The sequence below is a fragment of the Streptomyces sp. NPDC023541 genome (assembly GCF_055559995.1).
The window spans coordinates 145,800-167,151 of record NZ_JBVHJO010000010.1 but is presented as its reverse complement, the minus strand read 5'-3'; the positions used below and the strand labels follow the sequence as shown (position 1 = coordinate 167,151).

16 protein-coding genes and 1 riboswitch are annotated in these 21,352 nt (G+C 72.4%); of the genes, 9 read left to right on the top strand and 7 right to left on the bottom strand.

The window, feature by feature from the left end; genetic code table 11:
- Positions 1–5 precede the first annotated feature (5 nt).
- The 7 genes from ACZ3X1_RS24970 (at position 6) to ACZ3X1_RS24940 (ending at position 9,780) form a co-directional block, all read left to right on the top strand.
- Positions 6–1,529, top strand: coding sequence for a gluconokinase, GntK/IdnK-type (locus ACZ3X1_RS24970; protein WP_467281016.1), 1,524 nt, complete (start codon positions 6–8; stop codon positions 1,527–1,529).
- Between the two features lie 32 nt (positions 1,530–1,561).
- Positions 1,562–2,503 (top strand): cyclase family protein, encoded by a 942-nt coding sequence (locus tag ACZ3X1_RS24965; RefSeq protein ID WP_467281015.1) that lies wholly within the window; start codon positions 1,562–1,564, stop codon positions 2,501–2,503.
- A 177-nt stretch (positions 2,504–2,680) separates the two neighbouring features.
- Positions 2,681–4,261: a GMC oxidoreductase gene (locus ACZ3X1_RS24960; protein ID WP_467281014.1), complete on the top strand. Its 1,581-nt coding sequence runs from the start codon at positions 2,681–2,683 to the stop codon at positions 4,259–4,261.
- Between the two features lie 210 nt (positions 4,262–4,471).
- Positions 4,472–5,311, top strand: coding sequence for an SDR family oxidoreductase (locus ACZ3X1_RS24955; protein WP_467281013.1), 840 nt, complete (start codon positions 4,472–4,474; stop codon positions 5,309–5,311).
- Positions 5,312–5,443: 132 nt separating this feature from the next.
- Positions 5,444–6,895, top strand: a complete 1,452-nt coding sequence (locus ACZ3X1_RS24950; RefSeq protein ID WP_356814498.1) for a cytochrome ubiquinol oxidase subunit I — start codon at positions 5,444–5,446, stop codon at positions 6,893–6,895.
- Positions 6,892–7,947 carry a cytochrome d ubiquinol oxidase subunit II gene (locus ACZ3X1_RS24945; protein WP_467281012.1) on the top strand — a complete coding sequence of 352 codons (1,056 nt, stop codon included), beginning with the start codon at positions 6,892–6,894 and terminating at the stop codon, positions 7,945–7,947. The genes ACZ3X1_RS24950 and ACZ3X1_RS24945 overlap by 4 nt, the downstream gene beginning before the upstream one ends.
- A gap of 45 nt (positions 7,948–7,992) precedes the next feature.
- Positions 7,993–9,780: a cation:proton antiporter gene (locus ACZ3X1_RS24940; RefSeq protein ID WP_467281011.1), complete on the top strand. Its 1,788-nt coding sequence runs from the start codon at positions 7,993–7,995 to the stop codon at positions 9,778–9,780.
- On the opposite strand, the gene ACZ3X1_RS24935 is transcribed toward ACZ3X1_RS24940, so the two are convergent.
- Positions 9,752–11,599 (bottom strand): glycoside hydrolase family 15 protein, encoded by a 1,848-nt coding sequence (locus ACZ3X1_RS24935; RefSeq protein ID WP_467281010.1) that lies wholly within the window; start codon positions 11,597–11,599, stop codon positions 9,752–9,754. The two genes, ACZ3X1_RS24940 and ACZ3X1_RS24935, sit on opposite strands and share 29 nt — an antisense overlap.
- Positions 11,600–11,927: 328 nt before the next feature.
- On the opposite strand from ACZ3X1_RS24935, the gene ACZ3X1_RS24930 reads away from it, so the two are divergent.
- On the top strand, positions 11,928–13,208 hold the full coding sequence (locus ACZ3X1_RS24930) for a DUF2254 domain-containing protein (protein WP_467281009.1): 1,281 nt from the start codon (positions 11,928–11,930) through the stop codon (positions 13,206–13,208).
- Positions 13,209–13,217: 9 nt separating this feature from the next.
- Here the strand turns inward: ACZ3X1_RS24930 and ACZ3X1_RS24925 are convergent, their stop codons facing one another.
- From ACZ3X1_RS24925 to ACZ3X1_RS24910, 4 genes are read right to left on the bottom strand one after another with little or no spacing between them, the layout of a single operon-like run.
- The gene (locus ACZ3X1_RS24925) at positions 13,218–13,868 is read right to left on the bottom strand and encodes a thymidine kinase (protein WP_356814503.1); all 651 of its coding nucleotides are present in this window, start codon (positions 13,866–13,868) and stop codon (positions 13,218–13,220) included.
- 54 nt (positions 13,869–13,922) lie between these two features.
- Complete coding sequence (locus ACZ3X1_RS24920) at positions 13,923–15,125, bottom strand: alkaline phosphatase family protein (protein ID WP_356814504.1); 1,203 nt, start codon at positions 15,123–15,125, stop codon at positions 13,923–13,925.
- Positions 15,125–15,724 carry a DUF5998 family protein gene (locus ACZ3X1_RS24915; RefSeq protein WP_069924106.1) on the bottom strand — a complete coding sequence of 200 codons (600 nt, stop codon included), beginning with the start codon at positions 15,722–15,724 and terminating at the stop codon, positions 15,125–15,127. The genes ACZ3X1_RS24920 and ACZ3X1_RS24915 overlap by 1 nt, the downstream gene beginning before the upstream one ends.
- A gap of 50 nt (positions 15,725–15,774) precedes the next feature.
- Complete coding sequence (locus tag ACZ3X1_RS24910) at positions 15,775–18,600, bottom strand: bifunctional acetate--CoA ligase family protein/GNAT family N-acetyltransferase (RefSeq protein ID WP_467281008.1); 2,826 nt, start codon at positions 18,598–18,600, stop codon at positions 15,775–15,777.
- A gap of 187 nt (positions 18,601–18,787) precedes the next feature.
- Between ACZ3X1_RS24910 and ACZ3X1_RS24905 the strand changes: the two genes are divergently transcribed.
- Positions 18,788–19,069 carry an HPr family phosphocarrier protein gene (locus tag ACZ3X1_RS24905; protein WP_030026990.1) on the top strand — a complete coding sequence of 94 codons (282 nt, stop codon included), beginning with the start codon at positions 18,788–18,790 and terminating at the stop codon, positions 19,067–19,069.
- A gap of 241 nt (positions 19,070–19,310) precedes the next feature.
- On the opposite strand, the gene ACZ3X1_RS24900 is transcribed toward ACZ3X1_RS24905, so the two are convergent.
- The gene (locus ACZ3X1_RS24900) at positions 19,311–19,985 is read right to left on the bottom strand and encodes a GntR family transcriptional regulator (protein WP_356810408.1); all 675 of its coding nucleotides are present in this window, start codon (positions 19,983–19,985) and stop codon (positions 19,311–19,313) included.
- 202 nt (positions 19,986–20,187) lie between these two features.
- A complete protein-coding gene (locus ACZ3X1_RS24895; protein WP_356810409.1) occupies positions 20,188–20,988 on the bottom strand; it encodes a M23 family metallopeptidase in 801 nt (266 codons plus the stop codon).
- A 13-nt stretch (positions 20,989–21,001) separates the two neighbouring features.
- A riboswitch (cyclic di-AMP (ydaO/yuaA leader) is annotated at positions 21,002–21,160 on the bottom strand.
- Between the last annotated feature and the right edge of the window lie 192 nt (positions 21,161–21,352).

Here is a 21,352-nt window from a genome sequence, read left to right as displayed (position 1 = left end):
CCCGGATGCCGGCGCAAGCCGGGCAGCCGACTCCGCTGGTGCTCGTCGTCGGCGTGTCCGGTTCGGGCAAGACCACGGTGGCCGGGCTGCTCGCGGAGCGGCTCGGCTGGCCCCACCGGGACGCGGACGAGTTCCACTCCCCGGCCAACCGCGCCAAGATGGCCGCAGGCCAACCCCTCACGGACGCCGACCGGGCCCCCTGGCTGGCAGCCATCGGCGCCTGGATGGACCAGGAGGCCGCCGCGCACCGGCCGGCGGTCGTCACCTGCTCCGCGCTCAAACGCTCCTACCGGGACCGGCTGCTGCACGGGCGGCCCGGCGTGCGCCTGCTGTACCTGCACGGTGCGCGGGAGCTGCTCCGGGCCCGCCTGCAGGCGCGGCACGGCCACTTCTTCCCGGCGGCCCTGCTGGACAGCCAGTTCGCCGACCTCCAGGAACCGCAGCCCGACGAGCACCCCGTGGTCGTGGAGATCGACCAGCCGCCGCGGGCCGTGGTGGCGGCCGCACTCTCCCTACTGGGCCTCACCGCCTCGTCGGCCCCCTCCGCCCCGTCCGAGGAGGCTCCCGTGTCCGAGCAGGCACCCCGGTCCGCAGGCCCGACAGGTGAGCAGTGGGAGCTGCGCCACGGCGGGCAGCGCGCCGTCGTGGTCGAACTGGGCGGCGCCCTGCGCCACTACGAGGCCGACGGCGTGCCCCTGCTGGACGGGTTCGCCGCCGACGAGCCCGTCACCTCGGGGCGCGGGCAGCTGCTCGTGCCCTGGCCCAACCGGGTCGGCGGCGGCCGCTACCGCTTCGACGGCGCGGACCTGCACCTTCCGCTGAGCGAGCCGGAGAGGCACAACGCGATCCACGGGCTGCTGCGCTGGGTCCCGTGGCGGTTGCTGGCCCGCTCCGGCGAAGCGGTGCGGGTCGGCACCACCCTCCATCCGCAGCCCGGATACCCCTTCCTGCTGGAGGTGTCCGCCGAATACCGGCTCACCGACGACGGGCTGGAGGTCCTGGTCGGCGCCGTCAACACCGGCAGCACGAGGGCTCCGTACGGCGTGGGGCAGCACCCGTACCTGACGGTCGGCACCGATCTCGTCGACACGGCGCTGCTGACCGTGCCCGCCGGCCGCCGGCTGACCACCGACGACGAGGGCCTGCCGACGGGTGAGGCGCCCGTCGAGGGGACGGAGTACGACTTCCGTACCGCCCGTCCCATCGGCGCGGGGGCGCTGGACACCGCCTTCACCGGACTCGAACGCGACGGGACCGGCCGCGCCGTGGTCCGGCTGGCGCACCCGTCGGGGCGGCGCGGCACGGACCTGTGGCTCGGCGAGGGCACCCGGTACGTGCAGGTCTACACGGGCGACACCCTGGGGCAGCCCGAGCGGCGCCGGCGCGGTGTCGCGGTGGAAGCCATGTCGTGCCCCGCGGACGCCTTCCGCACGGGTACCGCTCTCACCGTCCTGGAGCCGGGGGCGGGCCATGCGCTCCGCTGGGGCCTGCGCCCGTGGGTGACCGCCGGTGGGGCGGCGTTCCGATGACCGGGCAACCGGAACCGCCCGTCGCACGGCCCATGAGCGGGGAGGACTTCCGGACGCTCCACGAACGGCTGCGCCGGGCGGCACGGGCGGGCGTGCAGGGCGGCGCGGACGGCGGCCGCCGAGGGGCGCACCGAGGGGCGCTGCGCCATCTGACGCCCGCCCGTGTCGCGGCGGCCGCGGCCGAGGTCCGGCTGGGCCGCACGGTGTCCCTGGCCGCGCCGATCGAGACCCGGCCGGGCCCGGACAACCCGGAGCCGGCGAAGCACCGCATGACCGGCCCCGCCCCCGGGGAGGCCGGGGCCGACGGACTGCACTTCGCGCTCGACCGGTTCGCCATGAACGTCCACGGTGACGCGGACAGCCACCTCGACGCGCTGAACCACGTGCTGTACGACGGCGAGTTCTACGGCGGTGTCCCAGCCGTCGGCGCGACGGCCGCGGAGGTCCGTTCGCTCTCCGTGGACCTGGTCCGGGAGGGCATCGCCGGGCGGGGTGTGCTGTTGGACGTCCCACTGCTGCGGGGCGTGCCCTGGCTGGAGCCGGGGGACCACGTGACGGCGGACGACCTGACGGCGGCCGAGGCCGCCCAGGGCGTCCGGGTCGGCCCCGGGGACCTGCTGCTCGTACGGGTGGGGCACCGGCGTCGCCGCGGGGAGCTCGGGGCGTGGGAGGCGGCCCGGGCCAGGGCCGGGCTGCACCCGGAGGCCATGGAGTTCCTGGCCGAGCGGGAGGTGGCCGTCCTGGGCGGCGACGGGAACAACGACACCGCGCCCAGCGCGGTGGCGGACGTCGCCTTCCCCGTGCACGTGCTGGCGGTGCACGCGATGGGCGTGCACCTCATGGACTACCTGCAGTTCGAGGAGCTGGCGGGGACTTGCGCGCTGACCGGCCGGTGGAGCTTCCTGTGCGTGGTCGCCCCGCTGCGCCTGCCCGGCGCCACCGGCTCGCCCGTCAACCCGATCGCCGTGCTGTGAACGGGCGGCCCGCGGCCGGGGCCGCCCGCCGCGGCCGAACCGCGGGGGTCTCCTCCGGGTCGCCGTCAGGTGGACGGGCGGCTAGCTTCGAATGGGTGGGGATGCTTGGCCTCCGCTCCGCGGAGTGACAGGTCCGGCCCGCCGGGCGGGGCCACGAGCCCAAGGACGGTGGTCGACGTGGGCGACTCTCCCCACTACGACGTCATCATCATCGGCACCGGCGCCGGGGGCGGTACCCTCGCGCATCGGCTGGCGCCCTCCGGCAAGCGTGTGCTCCTCCTCGAACGCGGCGGCTACCTGCCGCGGGAGCGGGACAACTGGGAGTCCACCGCCGTGTTCGTCAAGGGCAAGTACCGGGCGCCGGAGTTCTGGTTCGACGAGCACGGCAACGAGTTCCCGCCCGAGGTCAACTACTACGTCGGCGGCAACACCAAGTTCTACGGGGCCGCGCTCTTCCGGCTGCGGCCCGAGGACTTCGGCGAGATCCGGCACCACGGCGGCATCTCCCCCGCCTGGCCCCTGCGGTACGAGGACCTGGAGCCGTACTACACGCAGGCCGAGCACCTCTACCGCGTCCACGGACGGCACGGCGAGGACCCCGGCGAGGGGCCGGCGAGCGCGCAGTACGCCTACCCGCCCGTCGAACACGAGCCGCGCATACAGCAGTTGAGCGAAGACCTGGAGAAGCGGGGGCTGCACCCCTTCCACCTGCCCATCGGTGTCGACCTCGTCCAGGACGCCGACGGGCGGGCCGTTCCCTCCAGCGTGTGCATCCGCTGCAACCGGGTGGACGGCTTCCCCTGCCTGGTGCGCGGCAAGTCCGACGCCCAGGTGATCTGCGTGGAGCCCGCCCTGGAACACCCGGGCGTCGAGCTGGTCACCCATGCCCACGTGGTCCGCCTGGAGACCGACGCGACCGGGCGCACCGTCACGGCGGTCGTGGTCCGGCTCGCCGACGGGTCCGAGACCCGCTTCTGCGCGGACGTCGTGGTCGTCTCCTGCGGGGCGGTCAACTCCGCCGCCCTGCTGCTGGCCTCGGCCAACGACCGTCACCCGCGGGGTCTTGCCAACAGTTCGGACGTGGTGGGCCGGCACTACATGCGGCACAACAACCTGGCCCTGATGGCGGTGTCGAAGGAGCCCAACCCCACGCAGTTCCAAAAGACGCTCGCGCTGCACGACTGGTATCTGGGTGCGGACGACTGGGACTTCCCGCTGGGCGGCATCCAGATGCTGGGCAAGTCGGACGCCGAGCAGATCCACGGTGAGGCCCCGCGCTGGGCCGGAGCCGTCACCCCGGACATGCCCTTCGAGGTGCTGGCGCACCACGCGGTCGACTTCTGGCTGTGCGGGGAGGACCTTCCGCTGCCCGACAGCCGGGTCACCCTGGACGCCGACGGCGCCATCCACCTCTCGCTGGACGAGAAGAACAACATCGAGGGTCTGGGGCGGCTCAGGCACAAGCTCCAGAGCATGCTCGGGCACCTGGGCATGCACGAACACCACCTGCTGCCGCACAGCATCTACCTGCACAAGGGCATGCCGATCGGGGCGACCGCGCACCAGGCGGGGACCGTGCGTTTCGGCACGGACCCGGCCGCCTCGGCGCTGGACGTCAACTGCAAGGCCCACGACCTCGACAACCTCTACGTCGTCGACACGAGCTTCTTCCCGAGCATCGGCGCGGTCAACCCGTCCCTGACCGCCATCGCCAACGCCCTGCGGGTCGGCGACCACCTCCTGTCCCGGCTGAACTGACCGCCTCCCCGGGCCGCGCGCGGGCCCTCGCGCGGGTCCTCGCCCGAGCCGCGCCGACCTGCGCCGACCGGAGGAAGAACCTCCGCCGAACGGCCCAACCAGGACCCGCCCGGCAGGCCCCCCGCCACTGCCGGTGATTACGTGGGCGGTCGGTCCGGCCGGCCGCGGCCGGGGCACGCCGGGGCCGGCTCGTCGAGGAGGCAGCACAACGTGGATTCCACCGTGGGCACACCGCAGGGTGTGGTTCCGGCTCAACTGCTCAAGGGCCAGAAGGCTCTGGTCACCGGCGCCAACTCCGGTATCGGGAAGGCGACCGCCATCGGGCTGGGCAGGGCCGGCGCCGACGTGGTCGTGAACTACGTGGCCGATCAGGAGTCCGCCGAGGAGGTGGTCCGGGAGATCACCTCGTTCGGCGTGCGCGCGGCGGCGTACGAGGCGGACGTGTCGCAGGAGGACCAGGTCGTCGCCATGGTGGACCGGATGGTCCGGGAGTTCGGGACGATCGACATCATGGTCGCCAACGCCGGTCTGCAGCGGGACTCCGCCTTCACCGAGATGACCCTCGCGCAGTGGCAGAAGGTCCTGGACGTCAACCTGACCGGGCAGTTCCTGTGCGCCCGCGAGGCGACGAAGGAGTTCGTGCGGCGCGGCGTCGTGCCCGAGGTGTCCCGGGCGGCCGGGAAGATCATCTGCATGAGTTCGGTGCACCAGCTCATCCCGTGGGCGGGACACGTCAACTACGCCTCCTCCAAGGGCGGCGTGCAGATGATGATGGAGACCCTGGCCCAGGAGCTCGCACCGCGGAAGATCCGGGTGAACGCGGTCGCCCCCGGAGCCATCAGGACGCCGATCAACCGCAGCGCCTGGGAGACCCCGCAGGCCCGCGAAGACCTGCTGAAACTGATCCCGTACGACCGGATCGGCGATCCCGAGGACATCGCCAACGCGGTCGTCGTCCTCGCCTGCGACCTCATGGACTACGTGGTGGGGACCACCCTCTACGTCGACGGCGGAATGACCCTCTTCCCCGGGTTCGCCACCGGCGGCTAGGTCGTCCCTCTCGGACCGGACGCGCTCGGGAGCCCCGACAACGGGGCTGGGCGCGGTGCCGTACGACGCGGGCCCGGCAAGATCCGAAAGAGACGGCCTGGACGGCCCGGCTTCCTAGCAGCGAAGGCACGCATGCACACCACGGTTCTCCTGCTGGCGGCGGACGCCCCGGCCCAGCTGCTCCCGGCCAGACAGCTCATGGCCTTCACGCTCGCCTCGCACATCATCCTGGTGCCGATGGGCGTGGCCCTGCCGTTCATCACCCTGCTGATGCACTACCGGGGGCTCCGCCACAACGACCCCACGGCCCTGCTGCTGGCACGGCGCTGGTCGGCCGTCATGGCGGTGCAGTTCGCCGTCGGAGTCGTCACCGGCACCGTCCTGTCCTTCGAGTTCGGCCTGCTCTGGCCGGGGCTCATGGGCAAGTGGGGTGACGTGTTCGGGATCGGCTTCGGCGTCGAGGCGTGGGCCTTCTTCCTCGAAGCGGTGCTCATCGCCGTCTACCTGTACGGCTGGCGCCGGCTGAAACCCCGTACGCACTTCCTGCTCGGACTGCCGCTGCCGGCCGCCGCCCTGATGGGGGCGTTCGGCATCCTGGCCGCCAACTCGTGGATGAACACCCCGCGGGGCTTCTCCCTCGACTCCGCCGGCAACCCGGTCGACGTGAACATCTGGAAGGCCGTCTTCACCCCGATGTTCGGGCCGCAGTACTGGCACTTCGTCGTGGCGATGCTGCTGACCGCGGGGTACGTGGTGGCCGGCGTGTACGCCGTCGGCTGGCTGCGCGGCCGCCGGGACCACTACCACCGGCTCGGCTTCACCGTGCCCTTCACCGTCGCGGCCATCGCCACCCCGATCCAGTTCTTCCTGGGCGACTCCATCGCCCGGCAGGTGTTCCAGAAGCAGCCGGTGAAGTTCGCCGCCATGGAGATCGTCTGGGAGACCGACACCCACATGCCCGAGTACCTCTTCGGCCGTCTGCACCCGGACGGGACCGTCTCGGGCGGTATCAAGATCCCCCAGCTCGACTCCGTCCTGGCGGGCTTCAGCCCGGACACCAAGGTGACGGGGCTGACCTCGGTGCCCGCGAGCGACCGGCCGAACGCCACCCAGGCGACCATCGCCCACTGGGCCTTCGACCTCATGGTCGTGATCGGGTCGGTGCTGGTGCTGCTCGCCCTCTGGTACGCGCTGGTCTGGTGGCGGCGCCGCAGGCTGCCGGAATCCAAGTGGTTCTGGCGCAGCGCGGCCTGCGCGGGCGTCGCGTCCGTCGTCGCCGTGGAGTGCGGCTGGGTCACCACCGAGGTGGGGCGCCAGCCGTGGATCGTCTACCAGAACATGCGGGTCGCCGAGGCGGTCACGGCGACCCGCTCGACGACCTTGTGGATCACGTTCGGGCTGGTGATCGTGGTGTACGTGTTCGTCTTCGGCGCGTTCCTCGCCGTCCTCCTCAAGATGCGCACCCGATGGCGGCTCGCCGACGCGCAACAGGAGGCGGAGGGCCCGGGTGAGGGCCCGGAGGCGGACACTCCGTACGGCCCGCGCTCGCCCGTCCCGTCCACGTCCGGGGACGGCCGCCCGTGAGCGCCGACGTCATCGCCTTCGTGCTGCTGCTCGCCGTGACCGCGTACACCTGTGCGGGCGGCACCGACTACGGGGCCGGCTTCTGGGACCTGGCCGCGGGAGGGGCGGAGCGGGGCAAGCGGACCCGGTGGCTCATCGACCACGCCATGGCTCCGGTGTGGGAGGTCAACAACGTCTGGCTGATCTTCATCTTCGTCATCATGTGGACCGGGTTCCCGGTCTTCTTCCAGACGGTCTTCTCCGCGATGTGGCTGCCGCTCGCCCTGGCCGCCGTCGGCATGGTCCTGCGCGGCGCTGGCTTCGCCTTCCGCAAGGCCTCCCGGCGGATCGCCGGGAGGCGCCTGTTCGGGGTCCTGTTCGCCCTGTCCTCACTCGTGACGCCCTTCTTCCTCGGCGCGGCCGTCGGCGGCATCGCCTCCGGCCGGGTCGCGCTCGGCACGGAGGCCTCGGCCAGGGCCTGGTCCAACCCGACCTCCCTGGTGTTCGGGCTGCTGGCCATCGCGACGACGGCCTTCCTCGGCGCCGTGTTCCTCTCCGGTGACGCCCGCCGCTTCGACGTGCCCGATCTGGTCGACCACTTCCGGGGGCGGGCCCTGGCCGCGCTGGCCGTCGTCGCCGTACTGGCCGTGGTCGCGCTGTTCGTCACGCGCTCGGACGCCCCGCACATCTGGCACGGCCTCACCCACGGCTTGGGGCTCCTGTTCGTCCTCCTGGCCGTGGCGGCCACGTTCGCCACGGCATGGCTGCTGCTGCGCCCGCCGGGCATCTGGGTACGCGTCACGGCGGTGGGGGTCGTCGCCGCGGCGGTCCTCGCCTGGGGCATGGCCCAGCGGCCCTACCTCATCCCCACCTCGCTGACCGTGGCCGACGCCGCGGGCGCCCCCTCCACCCTGACGTGGCTGGCGTTCGTCACGCTCGTGGCCCTGGTGATCGTCGCCCCGGCCGTCGCCCTCCTGTACTGGCTGGACACGCACGGCGAGCTGGAGTCGCTCACCGACGCCGACCTGCGGCGCGACGGCGCCGGACCGGGCGGGAGGAGCGATGGTGGCTGACGGCCGCCGGTCCCCGGCGGGCCTCGTCCGAGAGGCACCGGCCCCGTGAGCGAGGACCAGATCCTCCTCGGCATCGCCCTGACGGTGGCGCTGGCCGCGGTCTCGCAGATCCTGGCCAACAGGCTGCGCGTGCCGGCGCTGATCCTGCTGCTGCCGGCCGGTTTCGTCGCGGGGGCGCTGACCGACGTCATCCATCCGGACGAGCTCATCGGCGCGGAGTTCGATGCGCTGGTCTCCCTGGCCGTGGCCGTGATCCTCTACGACGCCGGTCTCGGACTCAACCTGCGCCGGCTCACCGGCCGCACCCGGGGCATCGTGGGCAGGCTCCTGGCGGTCGGCGTCCTCGGCACCTTCCTCGCCGTCGGCTTCGTCTCCCCCGCCCTGTTCGGCATGTCGCTCGCCACCGGCGCGATGCTGGGCACGATCCTCGTGGTGTCGGGCCCGACGGTGGTGGGTCCGCTGCTCGAGTACGTGCGGCCGACGGACAAGGTACGGCGCATCCTGGTCTGGGAAGGGACGCTGATCGACCCGATCGGCGGCATCCTCGGCGCGCTCGTCTTCCACGCCGTCTCCTCCTCCCACCGGATCGACATCGGCCGCGGTTACCAGATCGGCCAGTTCCTGATCAGCATGGGTGTCGGCCTGATCGGCGGGGCCGTGGGCGCCGCCCTGCTGTGGCTGACGCTGCGGATCATGCGGCTCGGCGAGACGCTCGGCACGCTCGCCCAGCTGGCCGTGGTGATCACGGTGTCGGCCGGCTGCGACATCGTCCGCGACGACACCGGGCTGATCGCCGCGATCGTCACGGGGCTGGCCGTCACCAACCTCCCGGGTTTCGACATGCCCGCCCGCCGCCCCTTCTTCGAGACGCTGGTCCAGCTGATCATCGGGCTGCTCTTCATCTCGATCTCGTCGACCGTCACCCCGGCGTCCCTGACGCCCGTGCTCCTTCCCTCCCTCATCCTCATCGCGTTCCTCGTCCTGGTCCTGCGGCCGGTGATCGCCTTCCTGTCGACCCGGAACTCAGGGCTCACCCGGGGGGAGCGGGGCTTCCTCGCCTGGATGGCGCCGCGCGGCATCGTGGCGGCCTCCACCGCCTCCGCGTTCGCAGCCACCTTGTCCGACAAGGGCCTGCCCGGGGCCTCGAAGATCCTCCCGGTCACCTTCCTGGTGATCGTGGGAACGGTTCTGCTCTACGCGCTGACCGCCGCCCCCGTGGCCCGCAGACTGGGTGTCGTCCGCCCCTCCCGCACACGCCCCCTGCTGGTGGGCGGAGACCGCTGGGTGGTCGACATGGGGAAGGCGCTGCGGTCGGCCGGCCTCGACGTCCTCATGTGGGCGGGTGACGAGGCCGAACGGGAGCGGATCAAGGACGCCGGGATCGAACTGGCTCAGGGGGAGCTGCTGGCGACGGCCACCAACCCGCGCGCACGGCTGGAGGGCGTCACCGCCGTCTTCCTGCTCACGGACGACGACGACTTCAACGCCCTGGCCTCGGTCATGGTGCAGGGCAACGTCGAAGGCCCCGTCTACCGCGTCGGCCCGCCGCACACCAGCCGCGGCGTCATCGCCCCCTACACGGGCGGCGACGTCCTCTTCGGTTCCCGGCTGGTCCGGCACGTCCTGGCGGAGCACTACCGGCAGGGCGCCCGGTACCTGGTGCAGCCGGCCACCCGGCCGGCCCCGCCGGACTTCGAGACGCTGTTCGTGGTGCGGGCCGACGGCCGGCTCGTCCCGGCCGGCGAGGCCGAGGCCGTCACCCCGGCGGAGGGAGACCTCCTCGTACTGCTCGGTCCCGTACCGCTCACGCCGCCCGGGTCCGAGCTCGGTTGAGGTTCGCGTCCAGGGTGATGGCCGCGTCGATGAACGCCAGGTGGGTGAACGCCTGCGGGAAGTTGCCGAGCTGGCGCCCGGTCAGGTCGATCTCCTCCGAGTACAGGCCCAGGTGGTTGGCGTAGGTGAGCATCTTCTCCAGCACCAGCCGTGCCTGGTCGGTGCGTCCGGCGCGGGCGAGCGCGTCGACGTACATGAACGTGCACAGCGAGAAGGTCCCTTCGGAGCCGCGCAGCCCGTCGGGCGATGCCTCGGGGTTGTAGCGGTAGACGAGGCTGTCGGTGACCAGTTCCCGGTCCATCGCCTCCAGGGTGGTCGTCCACATCGGGTCGTCGGGGGTGATGATGCCGACCGTCGGCATCCGCAGCAGGGCCGAGTCGAGGACGGCGCTGCCGTAGTGCTGCACGAATGCCTTGCGCTGCGGGTCCCAGCCCCGCTGGAGGACCTGCTCGTAGATCGCGTCGCGGGCCTGGACCCAGCGGCCGCTGGCCGCGGGCCGGCCGCTGGAGGCCGCCAGGCGCACGGCGCGGTCGAAGGCGACCCAGGACATCACCCGGCCGTAAGTGAAGTCCTGGCGGCCTCCCCGGGTCTCCCACAGGCCCTCGTCGGGCTGGTCCCAGTGGTCGGTCAGCCAGTCGAGGAGGGTGTGCAGCGAGGTCCAGGCCCGGTGGTCCAGCTGGATCCCGTGCTGGTGGGCGAAGAAGATGCTGTCCAGTGCCTCGCCGTAGATGTCCAGCTGCAGTTGGGTGGCCGCGCCGTTGCCGATGCGTACGGGGCGGGAGCCCTGGTAGCCCTCCCAGTGCTCCAGGGTCTCTTCGAAGAGGTCGGACGAGCCGTCGACGCGGTACATGACGTTCATCGGCCCGGTGTCCCCGTCGCTGCCGGCCTTCTCCCTGACCCGGTCGCGCAGCCAGCCGATGAACGCCGTCGCCTCCTCCGTGAAGCCGAGGCCCAGCAGGGCGTACACGGAGAAGGAGGCGTCGCGGATCCAGGTGAACCGGTAGTCCCAGTTGCGCTCGCCGCCCAGTTGCTCGGGCAGCCCCGCCGTGGGTGCCGCCACCAGGGCGCCGCTCGGCGCGTACGTCATCAGCTTCAGGGTGATGGCGGAGCGCTCGACGGCCTCCCGCCACCGGCCGGTGTACCGGGACTGGCGCAGCCAGGTACGCCAGTGCTCGACGGCTTCGACGAACATCATGTCGAAGTCGGCGGGCAGGATCTCGCGCGGCGGCCCGCCGGCCGCCGACTCCAGTACCACCCCCCGCTGTTGGCCGGCCTGCAGGGTCAGCGAGAAGTGCAGGTCGTGCTCCTTCGACAGGCTGGTCAGCAACCGCTCGTCCTCCCGCTCGCGGACGGCGTGAACGGTCAGCTCCATCCCCTCCGACACGAACACCGCGCCGTGCTCGGTCGTGTGCAGGGTGTGGGGCGCCCGGCCGTAGTCGAAGCGCGGCGCGATGTCGACCTCGAAGGTCATGCTGCCTCGCACGCACCGGAGCATGCGGACGATGCTGTGCCGGTCGGTGGCCGTCCTCCCCGTCGGCGGCATGAAGTCGATGACCTCGCCGGCGCCCGACTCCGTCATGAAGCGCGTCACGAGAACAGCCGTGTCAGGGAGGTACAACTGCTTCGTCGTGTACGTGGCGTTCAGGGGGGCGGCCCTGAAGTGCCCGCCCTTCTCCCGGTCCAGCAGGGCCCCGAACACGCTCGGCGAGTCGAAGCGCGGACAGCAGAACCAGTCGATCGTCCCGTCGGTGGCCACCAGGGCGGCCGTCTGCAGATCGCCGATCAGGCCGTGGTTCTCGATCAGGGGGTACTCGTCCATCGGGAACACCTTTCGGTCCGCGGGTACGGCCCGGCCGGAACACGGACGGGAGAAGGCCGATCCGATGTCACACGGTCAGCTTAGGCAGGAATGTCCGGGCCGCTCCTGCGGAGCACCGGGGGGCCGCGACGGGTCCGGCGGCGGCGTGGCAGCACGTCCGGCGGCGGTGGGGCGGCGGCCTGCGGCGGCGGCGTGCGGAGGGCGCCGAGCGGCCTTACCGTGGGGCTGAAGGCCGTCCCGAACCGCGAACCGGAGGTCGGAGGTCACCCGTGCCGTACCGACGTACGACGCCGCCCGGCCGGCGACCGGAATTCCGCTGCGGCCCCTGATGTCCTGGGCCTCCCGGTTCCGGCTGCTGCAGTACACGAAGGCCAGCCTCTGGATCGTGCCGCTGCTCGGTCTGCTCCTCGGCGTACTGCTCGCGGAATGGGCCGTCTCCGTGGACACCAGCGGGCTCCCGGCCGGCTGGCGGTACTCCGCCCCCACGGCCACCGGCGTGCTCACCGCCATCGTCGGTGCGATGATCGCCCTGCTCGGGTTCGTCGTCACGATCGGCGTGCTCGTGGTCCAGCAGGCGACGGGCACCCTGTCCCCGCGCTACATGCGCCTGTGGTACCGGGACCGGCTGCAGAAGGCGGTGCTGGCCACCTTCACCGGGACCTTCTCCTTCTCCTTCGCCCTGCTGCGCACCATCGAGGCGGACTCCGTGCCAGACATCGGGGTCACCCTGGCCGGCGCCGCCGTGTCCGTCAGCCTGTTGCTGCTGCTCGTCTACCTCAACCGGTTCACCCACAACCTCCGGCCCGTGGCCATAGCCGAACTGGTCGGACGGATGGGCGAAACGGTCCTGGCCCGCGGGGAAGCGGCGGTCCTCGGCCCCGCGCCGCGCGGGGGCGACCCCGTACCGGCGGCGGACGGCGGACCGGTCGCCTACGTACGGTCCGAGCGAGGCGGCGTGATCCAGGCGTGCCACGCGGGGCGGCTGACGGCCCTGGCGGCGCGCCACGACTGCGTCCTCGTGCTCACCCGCCTGGTCGGGGACTACGTACCGCCGGGCGCGGTCGTCGTCGAGGTCCACGGCGGGTCATCGGCACCGGATCCGCGGCGGGTGACCGGACTGATCGCCTTCGGCTCCGAGCGGACCATCGAACAGGACCCGGCGTTCGCGCTGCGGGTCCTCGTCGACATCGCCGTCCGGGCGCTCTCCCCCGCCGTGAACGACCCGACCACCGCGGTGCAAGTGCTCAACCACATCGAGGCGTTCCTCCACACGGTCGGCCGCACCGGTCTGCGCGACCGCTACGTGCTCGGCGACCCGCACGGCACCCCGCGGCTGGTGGTCCAGGGCCGAGACTGGGAGGACTACCTCCAGCTGGCCGTGACGGAGATCCGGGAGTACGGCACCTCGTCCGTCCAGGTCTGCCGGCGGCTCGGCGCCCTGCTGGAGGGCCTCCTCCACGCCGTGCCGGCCGTGTCCCGGCCGGCCGTCGACAACGAACTGTCCCTGCTGCGGGAGTCCGTCGACCGCGCGTACACCGACCCCGCCCGCCGCACCCTGGCCCGCACGACCGATCCCCAGGGCATCGGCGCCCGCCACCGCCCCGGCTGATCGATTCGATCAGCGGCTGTTGACCGGGAGGACGTCCGGGGAGAGGGCGGCGGCGTGGGCCGCGGCGGAGGTCATGTGCCGGCGGTGGTGGCGGCGGCAGAGGACCTCGTAGCCGATCTCCTCGGCCGGGCGGTTCACGTCCCCGACCACGACCTGCTCGCCTTCGACGACCATCACGCCGCCGACCGTACGGGCGTTGTGCGTGGCGCGGGCTCCGCACCAGCACAGGGCCTCGACCTGGAGCTGCTCGATCCGGTCCGCCAGCTCGATCAGGCGCTGGGAGCCGGGGAAGAGCTTCGTGCGGAAGTCCGTGGTGATGCCGAAGGCGAAGACGTCCATGTCCAGGTCGTCCACGATGCGCGCCAGCTGGTCGATCTGCTCCGGGGCGAGGAACTGGGCCTCGTCCACGATCACGTAGTCCGCCCTGCCGCCCTTCGACAGCTGCGCGACCAGGTACGCGTAGAGGTCCATGCCCTCCGGCGCCTCGACCGCCTCCGTCACCAGTCCCAGGCGCGAGGACAGCTTGCCCTCGCCCGCCCGGTCGTCACGGGTGAAGATCACGCCCTGGAGCCCCCGCGCATCACGGTTGTGGGCGATCTGGAGAGCCAGTGTGCTCTTTCCGCAGTCCATCGTTCCGGAGAAGAACACCAGCTCGGGCATGGGAAGTACGGACCTTTCGGATCGTGGGTGGAGTGACGGGGCCGGCGTGACCGGTCAGGTGCGGATTTCGAGCAGCGGGACGAGCTGCTCCTCCGCGGTCATGGAGCCGTGCATTCCGGCGAGCGCCGACTCCTTCGGCTCGTTGCGCGACGCGGTGATCGCGACATCGGCCTGGGCCGCCGCGACCACGTCGCCGATCCGGCCGAGCACGCGCTCGTCGCACTCCCCCGGCGGGCCGAACCAGCCCAGGTCCAGGGCCTCTTCGCGGCTCGCGACCCAGAAGCGGTCGCCGAGCACCTCGCGCCACACGGTCAGCACGTCGGCCTCGGCTCCCGGCACCGCGTACACGTGCCGGGCCCGGCCCTCGCCGCCCAGCAGGGCCACGCCGGCGCCGAGCTCCCAGTCCTCGTCGAAGTCGATCCGGCAGTCCTCGTCGAAGGGGACGTCGACCATGCCGTGGTCGGCGGTCACGTACAGCGCGGTGCGCGCGGGCAGCTGCTCGGCGAGCCGCTGGACGAGCCGGTCCACATACATCAGCTGGCCGCGCCAGGCGTCGGAGTCCACGCCGTGCCGGTGGCCGGCCCCGTCGAGCTCGCTGTAGTAGGTGTAGACGAGCGAGCGGTCGCCGGCCGCGAGGCGTTCGGCGGCCAGGTCCATCCGCTCCTCGCCGGTCATCCGGCCGAGGAAGGTGCCGCCGCTCAGGGCGACCTTGGTGAGCGGGGTGGTCTGGAAGGCGGGCGAGGACACCTGCGCGGTCGCCACACCGGCCTTGTCGGCCTCCTGGAAGACCGTCGGGTACGGCTGCCACGGCTTCGGCGGCGCCCACGGCTGCCAGCGGAGCTGGTTCATCAGCTCACCGGTGGCCGGGTTGCGCACGGCGTAGCCCGGCAGACCGTGGCGGGCCGGCGGCAGCCCGGTTCCGACGGACGCCAGTGAGGTGGCGGTGGTCGCCGGGAAGCCCGCGGTGATCGGGCGCCCGGTGCCGCCGCGCGAGCTGCCGAGGAGGGAGGCCAGGTACGGGGCCTCGTCCGGGTGGGCCTTGATCTGCTCCCAGCCCATGCCGTCGACCAGGAACACGCAGTTGCGGTCGGCCGGCGTCAGCTCGGCGATGGCGGCGGTGTAGCCGGGGACGCCCTGTCCGGCCACGAGCGTCGGCAGCAGATCGGCGAGCGACCCGGCGCCGTACTCCGGGACGGGGGCGCCGGCCAGGTCCAGCAGCTCCGGCTCGGTCCAGTCCTGCGGTGCCGAGTAAGCCATCAGCGGGCGGAGGGGGAGGACGTGGCCGCTGTCGCCTCGCTGAGCGCCTGCGCGAAGACGAGGGTCTGGCGCACCGCCTCCGGTCCGTCGCCGGCCTCGCTGACCCGCAGGCTGAGGTCGTCGGCGGTGGAGTTGCCGGTGTATCCGTGGTCGGAGTCGCAGTTGGGGTCTCCGCAGGCGGCCGGCTCCAGGTCGATCCGCGAGACGGCGCCCCAGCCGATGGTCAGGACGACCTCGCGGGGCAGGGTGCCGGGGGTGTAGGACTCCGGGTTGGCGACGACGCGGCTGAGCACCACGGAGGAGATGCTGGAGAGCTTGACCGACTCGGTGGAGGTCGTCGCGTACGGCGACGGGGACCCGGCGTCGGCGGCCTGCTCGTCGGTGTGGCTGACGATGAAGCGGTTGCCGGTCAGGACCAGCACGGTGACGTGGCGGCGCACCTCGTTGGAGTCGAAGGTCGTCTCCTGGTGGACCAGGTACGACGAGATCGGCTCGCCGCCCACCGCGGCCTCCACCGCCTCGGCCACGAGGGCCGGGTAGTAGCCGCTGCGCTCGATCGCCGTGCGCAGCCCCTGGGTCGTCGTACCGGATTTCGCCATGGGGTCAATGGTAAGGCCCCCCGGCTGCCCTCCTACCGCGCCGTACCCGCTCAGTAACTGGGGAGCGTCCGGGGGCCGAGATCACCGCGGGCGGGCGGATGGGCGACGCGGACGGTCGCGCTGAGGGCGCAGACGCCCTCGGCGGCGACCACGACGGGCTCCAGGGTGACTGCGATCACCTCGGGGTGGTCGTCCACGAGCCGGGACAGCCGCAGGAGCGTCGCCTCCAGGGCGGGGGTGTCGACGGGGTCGCTGCCGCGCCAGCCGAAGAGGAGCGGTGCCCCCCGGATGGACCGGATCAGTGCGGCGGCGTCCCGGTCGGTGGCCGGGACCAGCCGGTGGGCGGTGTCGCCGAGCAGCTCGGAGACCACCCCGGCGAGTCCGAAGGAGAGGACGGCGCCGGCGGCCGGGTCGATGACGGACCGCACGACGGTGTCGACGCCCCGCGGCACCATGGGCTGCACCACGGGCTGGAGCTCGGCCGGCTTGCCGAGCGCGTCGGTGAGCTCCTCGTACGAGCGCCTCAGCTCGGCCTCGTTCGTGAGGTCGAGCCGTACGCCGCCCAGGTCCGCGCGGTGGCGCAGGTGCGGGGCGGTGGTCTTGAGGGCGACCGGGTAGCCGAGGACCTCGGCGGCCCGGACGGCGGCGTCGGGACTGGGCGCGGGGAGCGTGGGCAGGACGCGGATCCCGTAGCGCGCGAGCAGCTCGCGGGCGTCCCAGTCGCTGAGGGTCAGCACGGCGCCGCCGTCGACGTCTGCGAGCAGCCCGGCGAGTTGTGCGGCGGCGCCGGCCTCGTCGATGTCCTCGTACTCGGGGACCTGCCCGGCATCGGCGAGGGCGCGGCGCCACTGCCCGTAGCGCACGGCCTCCGCGACGGCCTTGACGGCGCGCTCGGCGGCGGGATAGCTGGGGATCCGGTCCGGCTCGGGGGTGGAGGCGGCCCGGCCGGGGGCGGCGGGGGCGGCCGGGGTCCGGAGGGCGTCGGCGGCGGGGTGGGCCGGCGTCGCGTCGGCGGGGTGGGCCGGCGGCTCGTCGGCGGGCCCGCGGGTCGCGGACAGGGCCTGCACCAGCTCGGCCAGTTCCACGTGCACGACCGCCACCGGCTTGCCCGGCGTGCCGGCGACGGCCTCGCGCAGCGCGTCGGCGAGGTCGTCGGCGAGGGCGTGCTCGCTGACCCACGGGATGGCGGTCACGATCACCGCGTCGCAGTCGTCGGAGGCGAGGGCCGAGGCCAGGGAGGTGCGGAAGTCCTCCGGGGACGCGGCGGTCGTCAGGTCCAGGGGCGGCAGCGGGCGCAGGCCCTGGGCCAGGCAGGCGTCGTAGGTGAGGACCCCGAGGGACTCGGAGTTGCCGAGGATCGCGATCCGGGGTCCGGCGGGAAGCGGCTGCGAGGACAGCAGCAGGCCGACGTCCACCAGCTCGGTGACCGTGTCGACCCGGATGACGCCGGCCTGCCGCAGGAGGGCGGAGACGGTGTCCTCCGACAGCCGGGTGCCGGGGACGACGTGCCCGGCGGGGGTGTGTCGGCCGCCCTTGGCGACGACCACCGGTTTGACGGCCGCCGTCCGGCGGGCGAGGCGGGTGAACTTCCGCGGGTTGCCGAGGGTTTCGAGGTACATCAGGGCGACGTCGGTCGCCTCGTCCTCGTACCAGTACTGGAGGATGTCGTTGCCGGAGACGTCGGCCCGGTTCCCCGCGGAGACGAAGGACGACAGGCCCTCGCCGCGCCGCAGCAGCGCCGAGAGCAGGGCGATCCCGATCGCCCCGGACTGCGTGAACAGGCCGGTCCGGCCGCGCACGGGCATCGGCGCGGGGGTCAGCGAGGCGTTGAGTTCCACGTCCGGGGCGGTGTTGATCACCCCGTAGGCGTTGGGTCCGATGAGGCGCATCCCGTACGAGCGCACCTGCCGCAGCAGCTCGCGCTGGCGGGCGAGGCCGGCCGGGCCGCTGTCCCCGTATCCGGCGGAGAGGACCACGAGCCCCTGCACGCCGTGCTCGCCGCACGCGGCCACCGCGTCGGGGACCCGGTCGGCCGGCACCGCGATCACCGCGAGGTCGACGGGGGCGCCGATGGCCTCGACGGTGCGGTAGGCCCGCACCCCGTCGAGGAGGTCGCGGGTGACGGCCTCGTTGACGGCGTAGAGGTGGCCGTGGAAGCCGCTGTCGCGCAGGTTGCGCAGGGCGGCCGCGCCCACCCCGGCGCCGGAACGGCTGACCCCGACGACGGCCACCGAGCCGGGGGCCAGCAGGCGCTGGACGGATCGGGCTTCGGCGCGCTGTTCCCGGGCGCGCTGCACGGCGAGGGACTCGGCGGTGGGTTCGAGGTCGAGGGTGAGGTGGACGGAGCCGTCCTCGAAGCTGCGCTTCTGCTGGTAGCCGACGTCCGTGAACACCTTGATCATCTTGGTGTTGGCGGGCAGCACCTCGGCGGCGAACCGGCGGATGCCGCGCTCCCGCGCCACCGCGCCGATGTGTTCGAGGAGCGCGGAGGCGACGCCGCGGCCCTGGTGCGCGTCCTGGACGAGGAAGGCGACCTCGGCCTCGTCGGCGGGGGCGGAGGCGGGCCGGCCGTCGGGGCCGATGCGGTCGTAGCGGACGGTGCCGATGAAATCCTCGCCGATGGTCGCGGCGAGGCCCACGCGGTCCACGTAGTCGTGGTGCGTGAAGCGGTGCACGTCGCGGTCGGAGAGGCGGGGGTAGGGCGCGAAGAAGCGGTAGTACTTCGACTCGTCGGAGACCTGCTCGTAGAAGCTGACGAGCCGGCCGGCGTCCTCGGTGGTGATGGGCCTGATCCGGGCGGTGCCGCCGTCGCGCAGGACGACATCGGCTTCCCAGTGGGCCGGGTAGGACGGGTCCGACTCTATGGTCATGCGCATACCTTACGGCCGGACCGGGCCGGACAGCGCTCGCGCGGCGTAGTAGGCAAGCCGGGACGAACCGGTGCAAGCTGGGGACGCTCGTTCAGCGGCGAGAACAAGGAATTCAGGCCGAGGGTCGGTCCGAGCATTCGGGGCGCCGTGAGAGACTGGTCTAGACAACCGTAAGAACCTGAAGGGCATCACCATGGCAGAGCGCCGCGTCAACGTCGGTTGGGCCGAGGGCCTGCACGCTCGTCCCGCCTCGATCTTCGTCCGTGCGACGACCGCTTCCGGCGTCCCGGTGACCATCGCGAAGTCCGGCGGCGACCCCGTCAACGCCGCCTCCATGCTGGCGGTCCTGGGCCTGGGCGCCCAGGGCGGCGAGGAGATCGTCCTCGCATCCGAGGCCGAGGGCGCGGAGGCCGCCCTGGACCGCCTCGCGAAGCTGGTCGCCGAGGGCCTCGAAGAGCTCCCCGAGACGGTCTGACCCTTCGGGTTCGCCCCACAGAGCACCGGCGCCGAAGCCGCGGCCCCTCCCGGGGCCGCGGCTTCGGCGTCGATGGGCGGACCCCCCAGGGACACCGGCACTCCCGACCTGGCCGCACAATCGGCCGGAATTCACAGAATGCGGCTCGACCGCCCGCGCACCGCTGGAATTCGGCACGGCGAATTACCCCGTCGTCCGCGCCCCGAATTCCCGCGATTCCACCCTTTGTATACGGCCTCTGTTAATGCGGACCGCCCGACATGTTTACGGCAGGTTGCGAAGTGCTCACCGGCCGCCGCCTCAGCCGGTGCGCGGCAGCCGCGCGATCGGCGTGGATCGCGGCCAGGGTCCGCGCCCGCTCGGCGTCGCCGCGCGCCACCGCGTCGACGATCGCGCCGTGTTCCGCCCAGGACTCCGCGGGCCGGGCCGGCGCCTCGACCACGAACATCCACGCCACCTTGTGCCGCATCTGCGTGAGCAGCGCGATCAGCCCGGGGCTGCCGGAGGCCTGCGCGAGCGTCTCGTGGAACCAGCCCCCGAGCGCCCGCAGGTCCTCGCCCTGACCCCGCCTGGCCCGCTCCTGACCCAGCCTGACCAGCCCCCGCAGCACCTTGAGGTGTGCGTCGGTGCGGCGCCGGGCGGCCCGTGACGCCGCCAGCGGCTCCAGCAGCATCCGCAGCTCCAGCAGGTCCGCCGCCTCCTGCGCGGTCGGCTCGGCCACACAGGCCCCGGCGTGGCGGCGCGTGGTCACGAAACCTTCCGACTCCAGCGTCCGCAGCGCCTCGCGCACCGGCACCCGCGAGACCCCGTACCGGCGGGCCAGCACCTCCTCGGTCAGCCGACCGCCCGGTTCGAACACCCCGGAGACGATGTCGTCGCGAATTGCCGTGCATACCGCGTGCGCAGGAATACGCAAGACCGAACCTCCGCCTATTTCCGTCCGCCAGCCCCCCGTGCGCATCCACGCGCACACAACGACTCTATTGCAGCACAGCAAGATTTCGAGAGCGGGCGGAAATCCGAAACATTGCGCCGGAACGCGAAAACACGAAGACCCCGGCTCGGGAGGCGGGGTCTTCGTGGAGCTGTGCGCGGTGCTCGGTGAGCCGCGGAACGGGTCAGACGCTGACGCCGTGCGAGCGCAGGTACGCGATCGGGTCGATGTCCGAGCCGTACTGCGAGCCGGCGCGGGCCTCGAAGTGCAGGTGCGGGCCGCTGGAGTTGCCGGTGGAGCCCGACAGGCCGATCTGCTGGCCCGGGGTGACCTGCTGGCCGACGGAGACGTTCAGCGAGGACATGTGGCCGTACTGCGTGAAGGTGCCGTCGTTGTGCTTGATGACGACGTTGTTGCCGTACGCACCGCCCCAGCCGGCCTCGACGACGGTACCGAAGCCCACCGCGCGGACCGAGGTGCCGGAGGCGGCGTGGAAGTCGATGCCGGTGTGGCTGCCGGAGGACCACATGCCGCCGCCCGCCTTGTACTGCGTGCTGACGTAGGAGTCGTCCAGCGGGGAGACGAAGGTGTTGAGGCGCTTGCGCTCCTCTTCGCGGGCGGCGCGCTCGGCGGCCTCGCGCTCGGCCTTCGCCTTGGCCTCGGCGAGGCGCTTGGCCTCGGCGGCCTTCTGCTTGGCGTCGGCCTCGGCCTGCGCCTTGGCGGCGGCGTGCTCGGCGGCGCGGTGCTGGGCCTCGGCCTGGTCCTGGATGTCGCCCGCGAGGTCCTCGGCGACGACGACGGCGCCCAGCCCGTTCTCCGGGGCGGAGCTGCTGTGGTTGTCCGCGGCGAAGGCCGGGGCTGCGAGGGAGCCGACCACACCCGTGGTGGCGATCGCGGCGATACCGGCGTAGCCGGCGGTCTTCTTGCTCAGGCGGCTGGAACCACGGTGCTTGCCGGTACCAGCGGGACGACTGCCAAACGCCATGAAGGGTTTGATCCTTTCCTTCCTTCTCGCCTACCGGGTTAGCTGACGGGTTCGGAGCAGGAAGGTCTCCTACGGGCCTCCTCTTGCGAGGGGGTCCGATTCACCCCAGGGACTGATGTGGGTCCCCGGCTCCCCAGGCTCGCGCCTGACGGGGACTCGGCGATCGCTGTCCGGTGCCGCGGGTGCGGCGGGCACAACTGACGGACAGCACGGATGACGCTAGGCGGATCATCAGTCAATCGCCAAACAGACGCGCCTTTTTGTTGCGTACGCCACACCGCATACAAGCAACCTCACCACTAAACGGACAAAAGGGGCTCCGGCGGAAAACCGCCGGAGCCCCTTGAAAAGTGCGTCAGTTGCC

Bases quoted from the DNA above. Each gene is read 5' to 3' on its own strand.
- ACZ3X1_RS24970 (WP_467281016.1), top strand. From the start codon at position 6: ATGCCGGCGCAAGCCGGGCAGCCGACTCCGCTGGTGCTCGTCGTCGGC.
- ACZ3X1_RS24965 (WP_467281015.1), top strand. From the start codon at position 1,562: ATGAGCGGGGAGGACTTCCGGACGCTCCACGAACGGCTGCGCCGGGCG.
- ACZ3X1_RS24950 (WP_356814498.1), top strand. From the start codon at position 5,444: ATGCACACCACGGTTCTCCTGCTGGCGGCGGACGCCCCGGCCCAGCTG.
- ACZ3X1_RS24935 (WP_467281010.1), bottom strand. From the start codon at position 11,599: ATGGACGAGTACCCCCTGATCGAGAACCACGGCCTGATCGGCGATCTG.
- ACZ3X1_RS24930 (WP_467281009.1), top strand. From the start codon at position 11,928: ATGTCCTGGGCCTCCCGGTTCCGGCTGCTGCAGTACACGAAGGCCAGC.
- ACZ3X1_RS24925 (WP_356814503.1), bottom strand. From the start codon at position 13,868: ATGCCCGAGCTGGTGTTCTTCTCCGGAACGATGGACTGCGGAAAGAGC.
- ACZ3X1_RS24920 (WP_356814504.1), bottom strand. From the start codon at position 15,125: ATGGCTTACTCGGCACCGCAGGACTGGACCGAGCCGGAGCTGCTGGAC.
- ACZ3X1_RS24915 (WP_069924106.1), bottom strand. From the start codon at position 15,724: ATGGCGAAATCCGGTACGACGACCCAGGGGCTGCGCACGGCGATCGAG.
- ACZ3X1_RS24910 (WP_467281008.1), bottom strand. From the start codon at position 18,600: ATGCGCATGACCATAGAGTCGGACCCGTCCTACCCGGCCCACTGGGAA.
- ACZ3X1_RS24905 (WP_030026990.1), top strand. From the start codon at position 18,788: ATGGCAGAGCGCCGCGTCAACGTCGGTTGGGCCGAGGGCCTGCACGCT.
- ACZ3X1_RS24895 (WP_356810409.1), bottom strand. From the start codon at position 20,988: ATGGCGTTTGGCAGTCGTCCCGCTGGTACCGGCAAGCACCGTGGTTCC.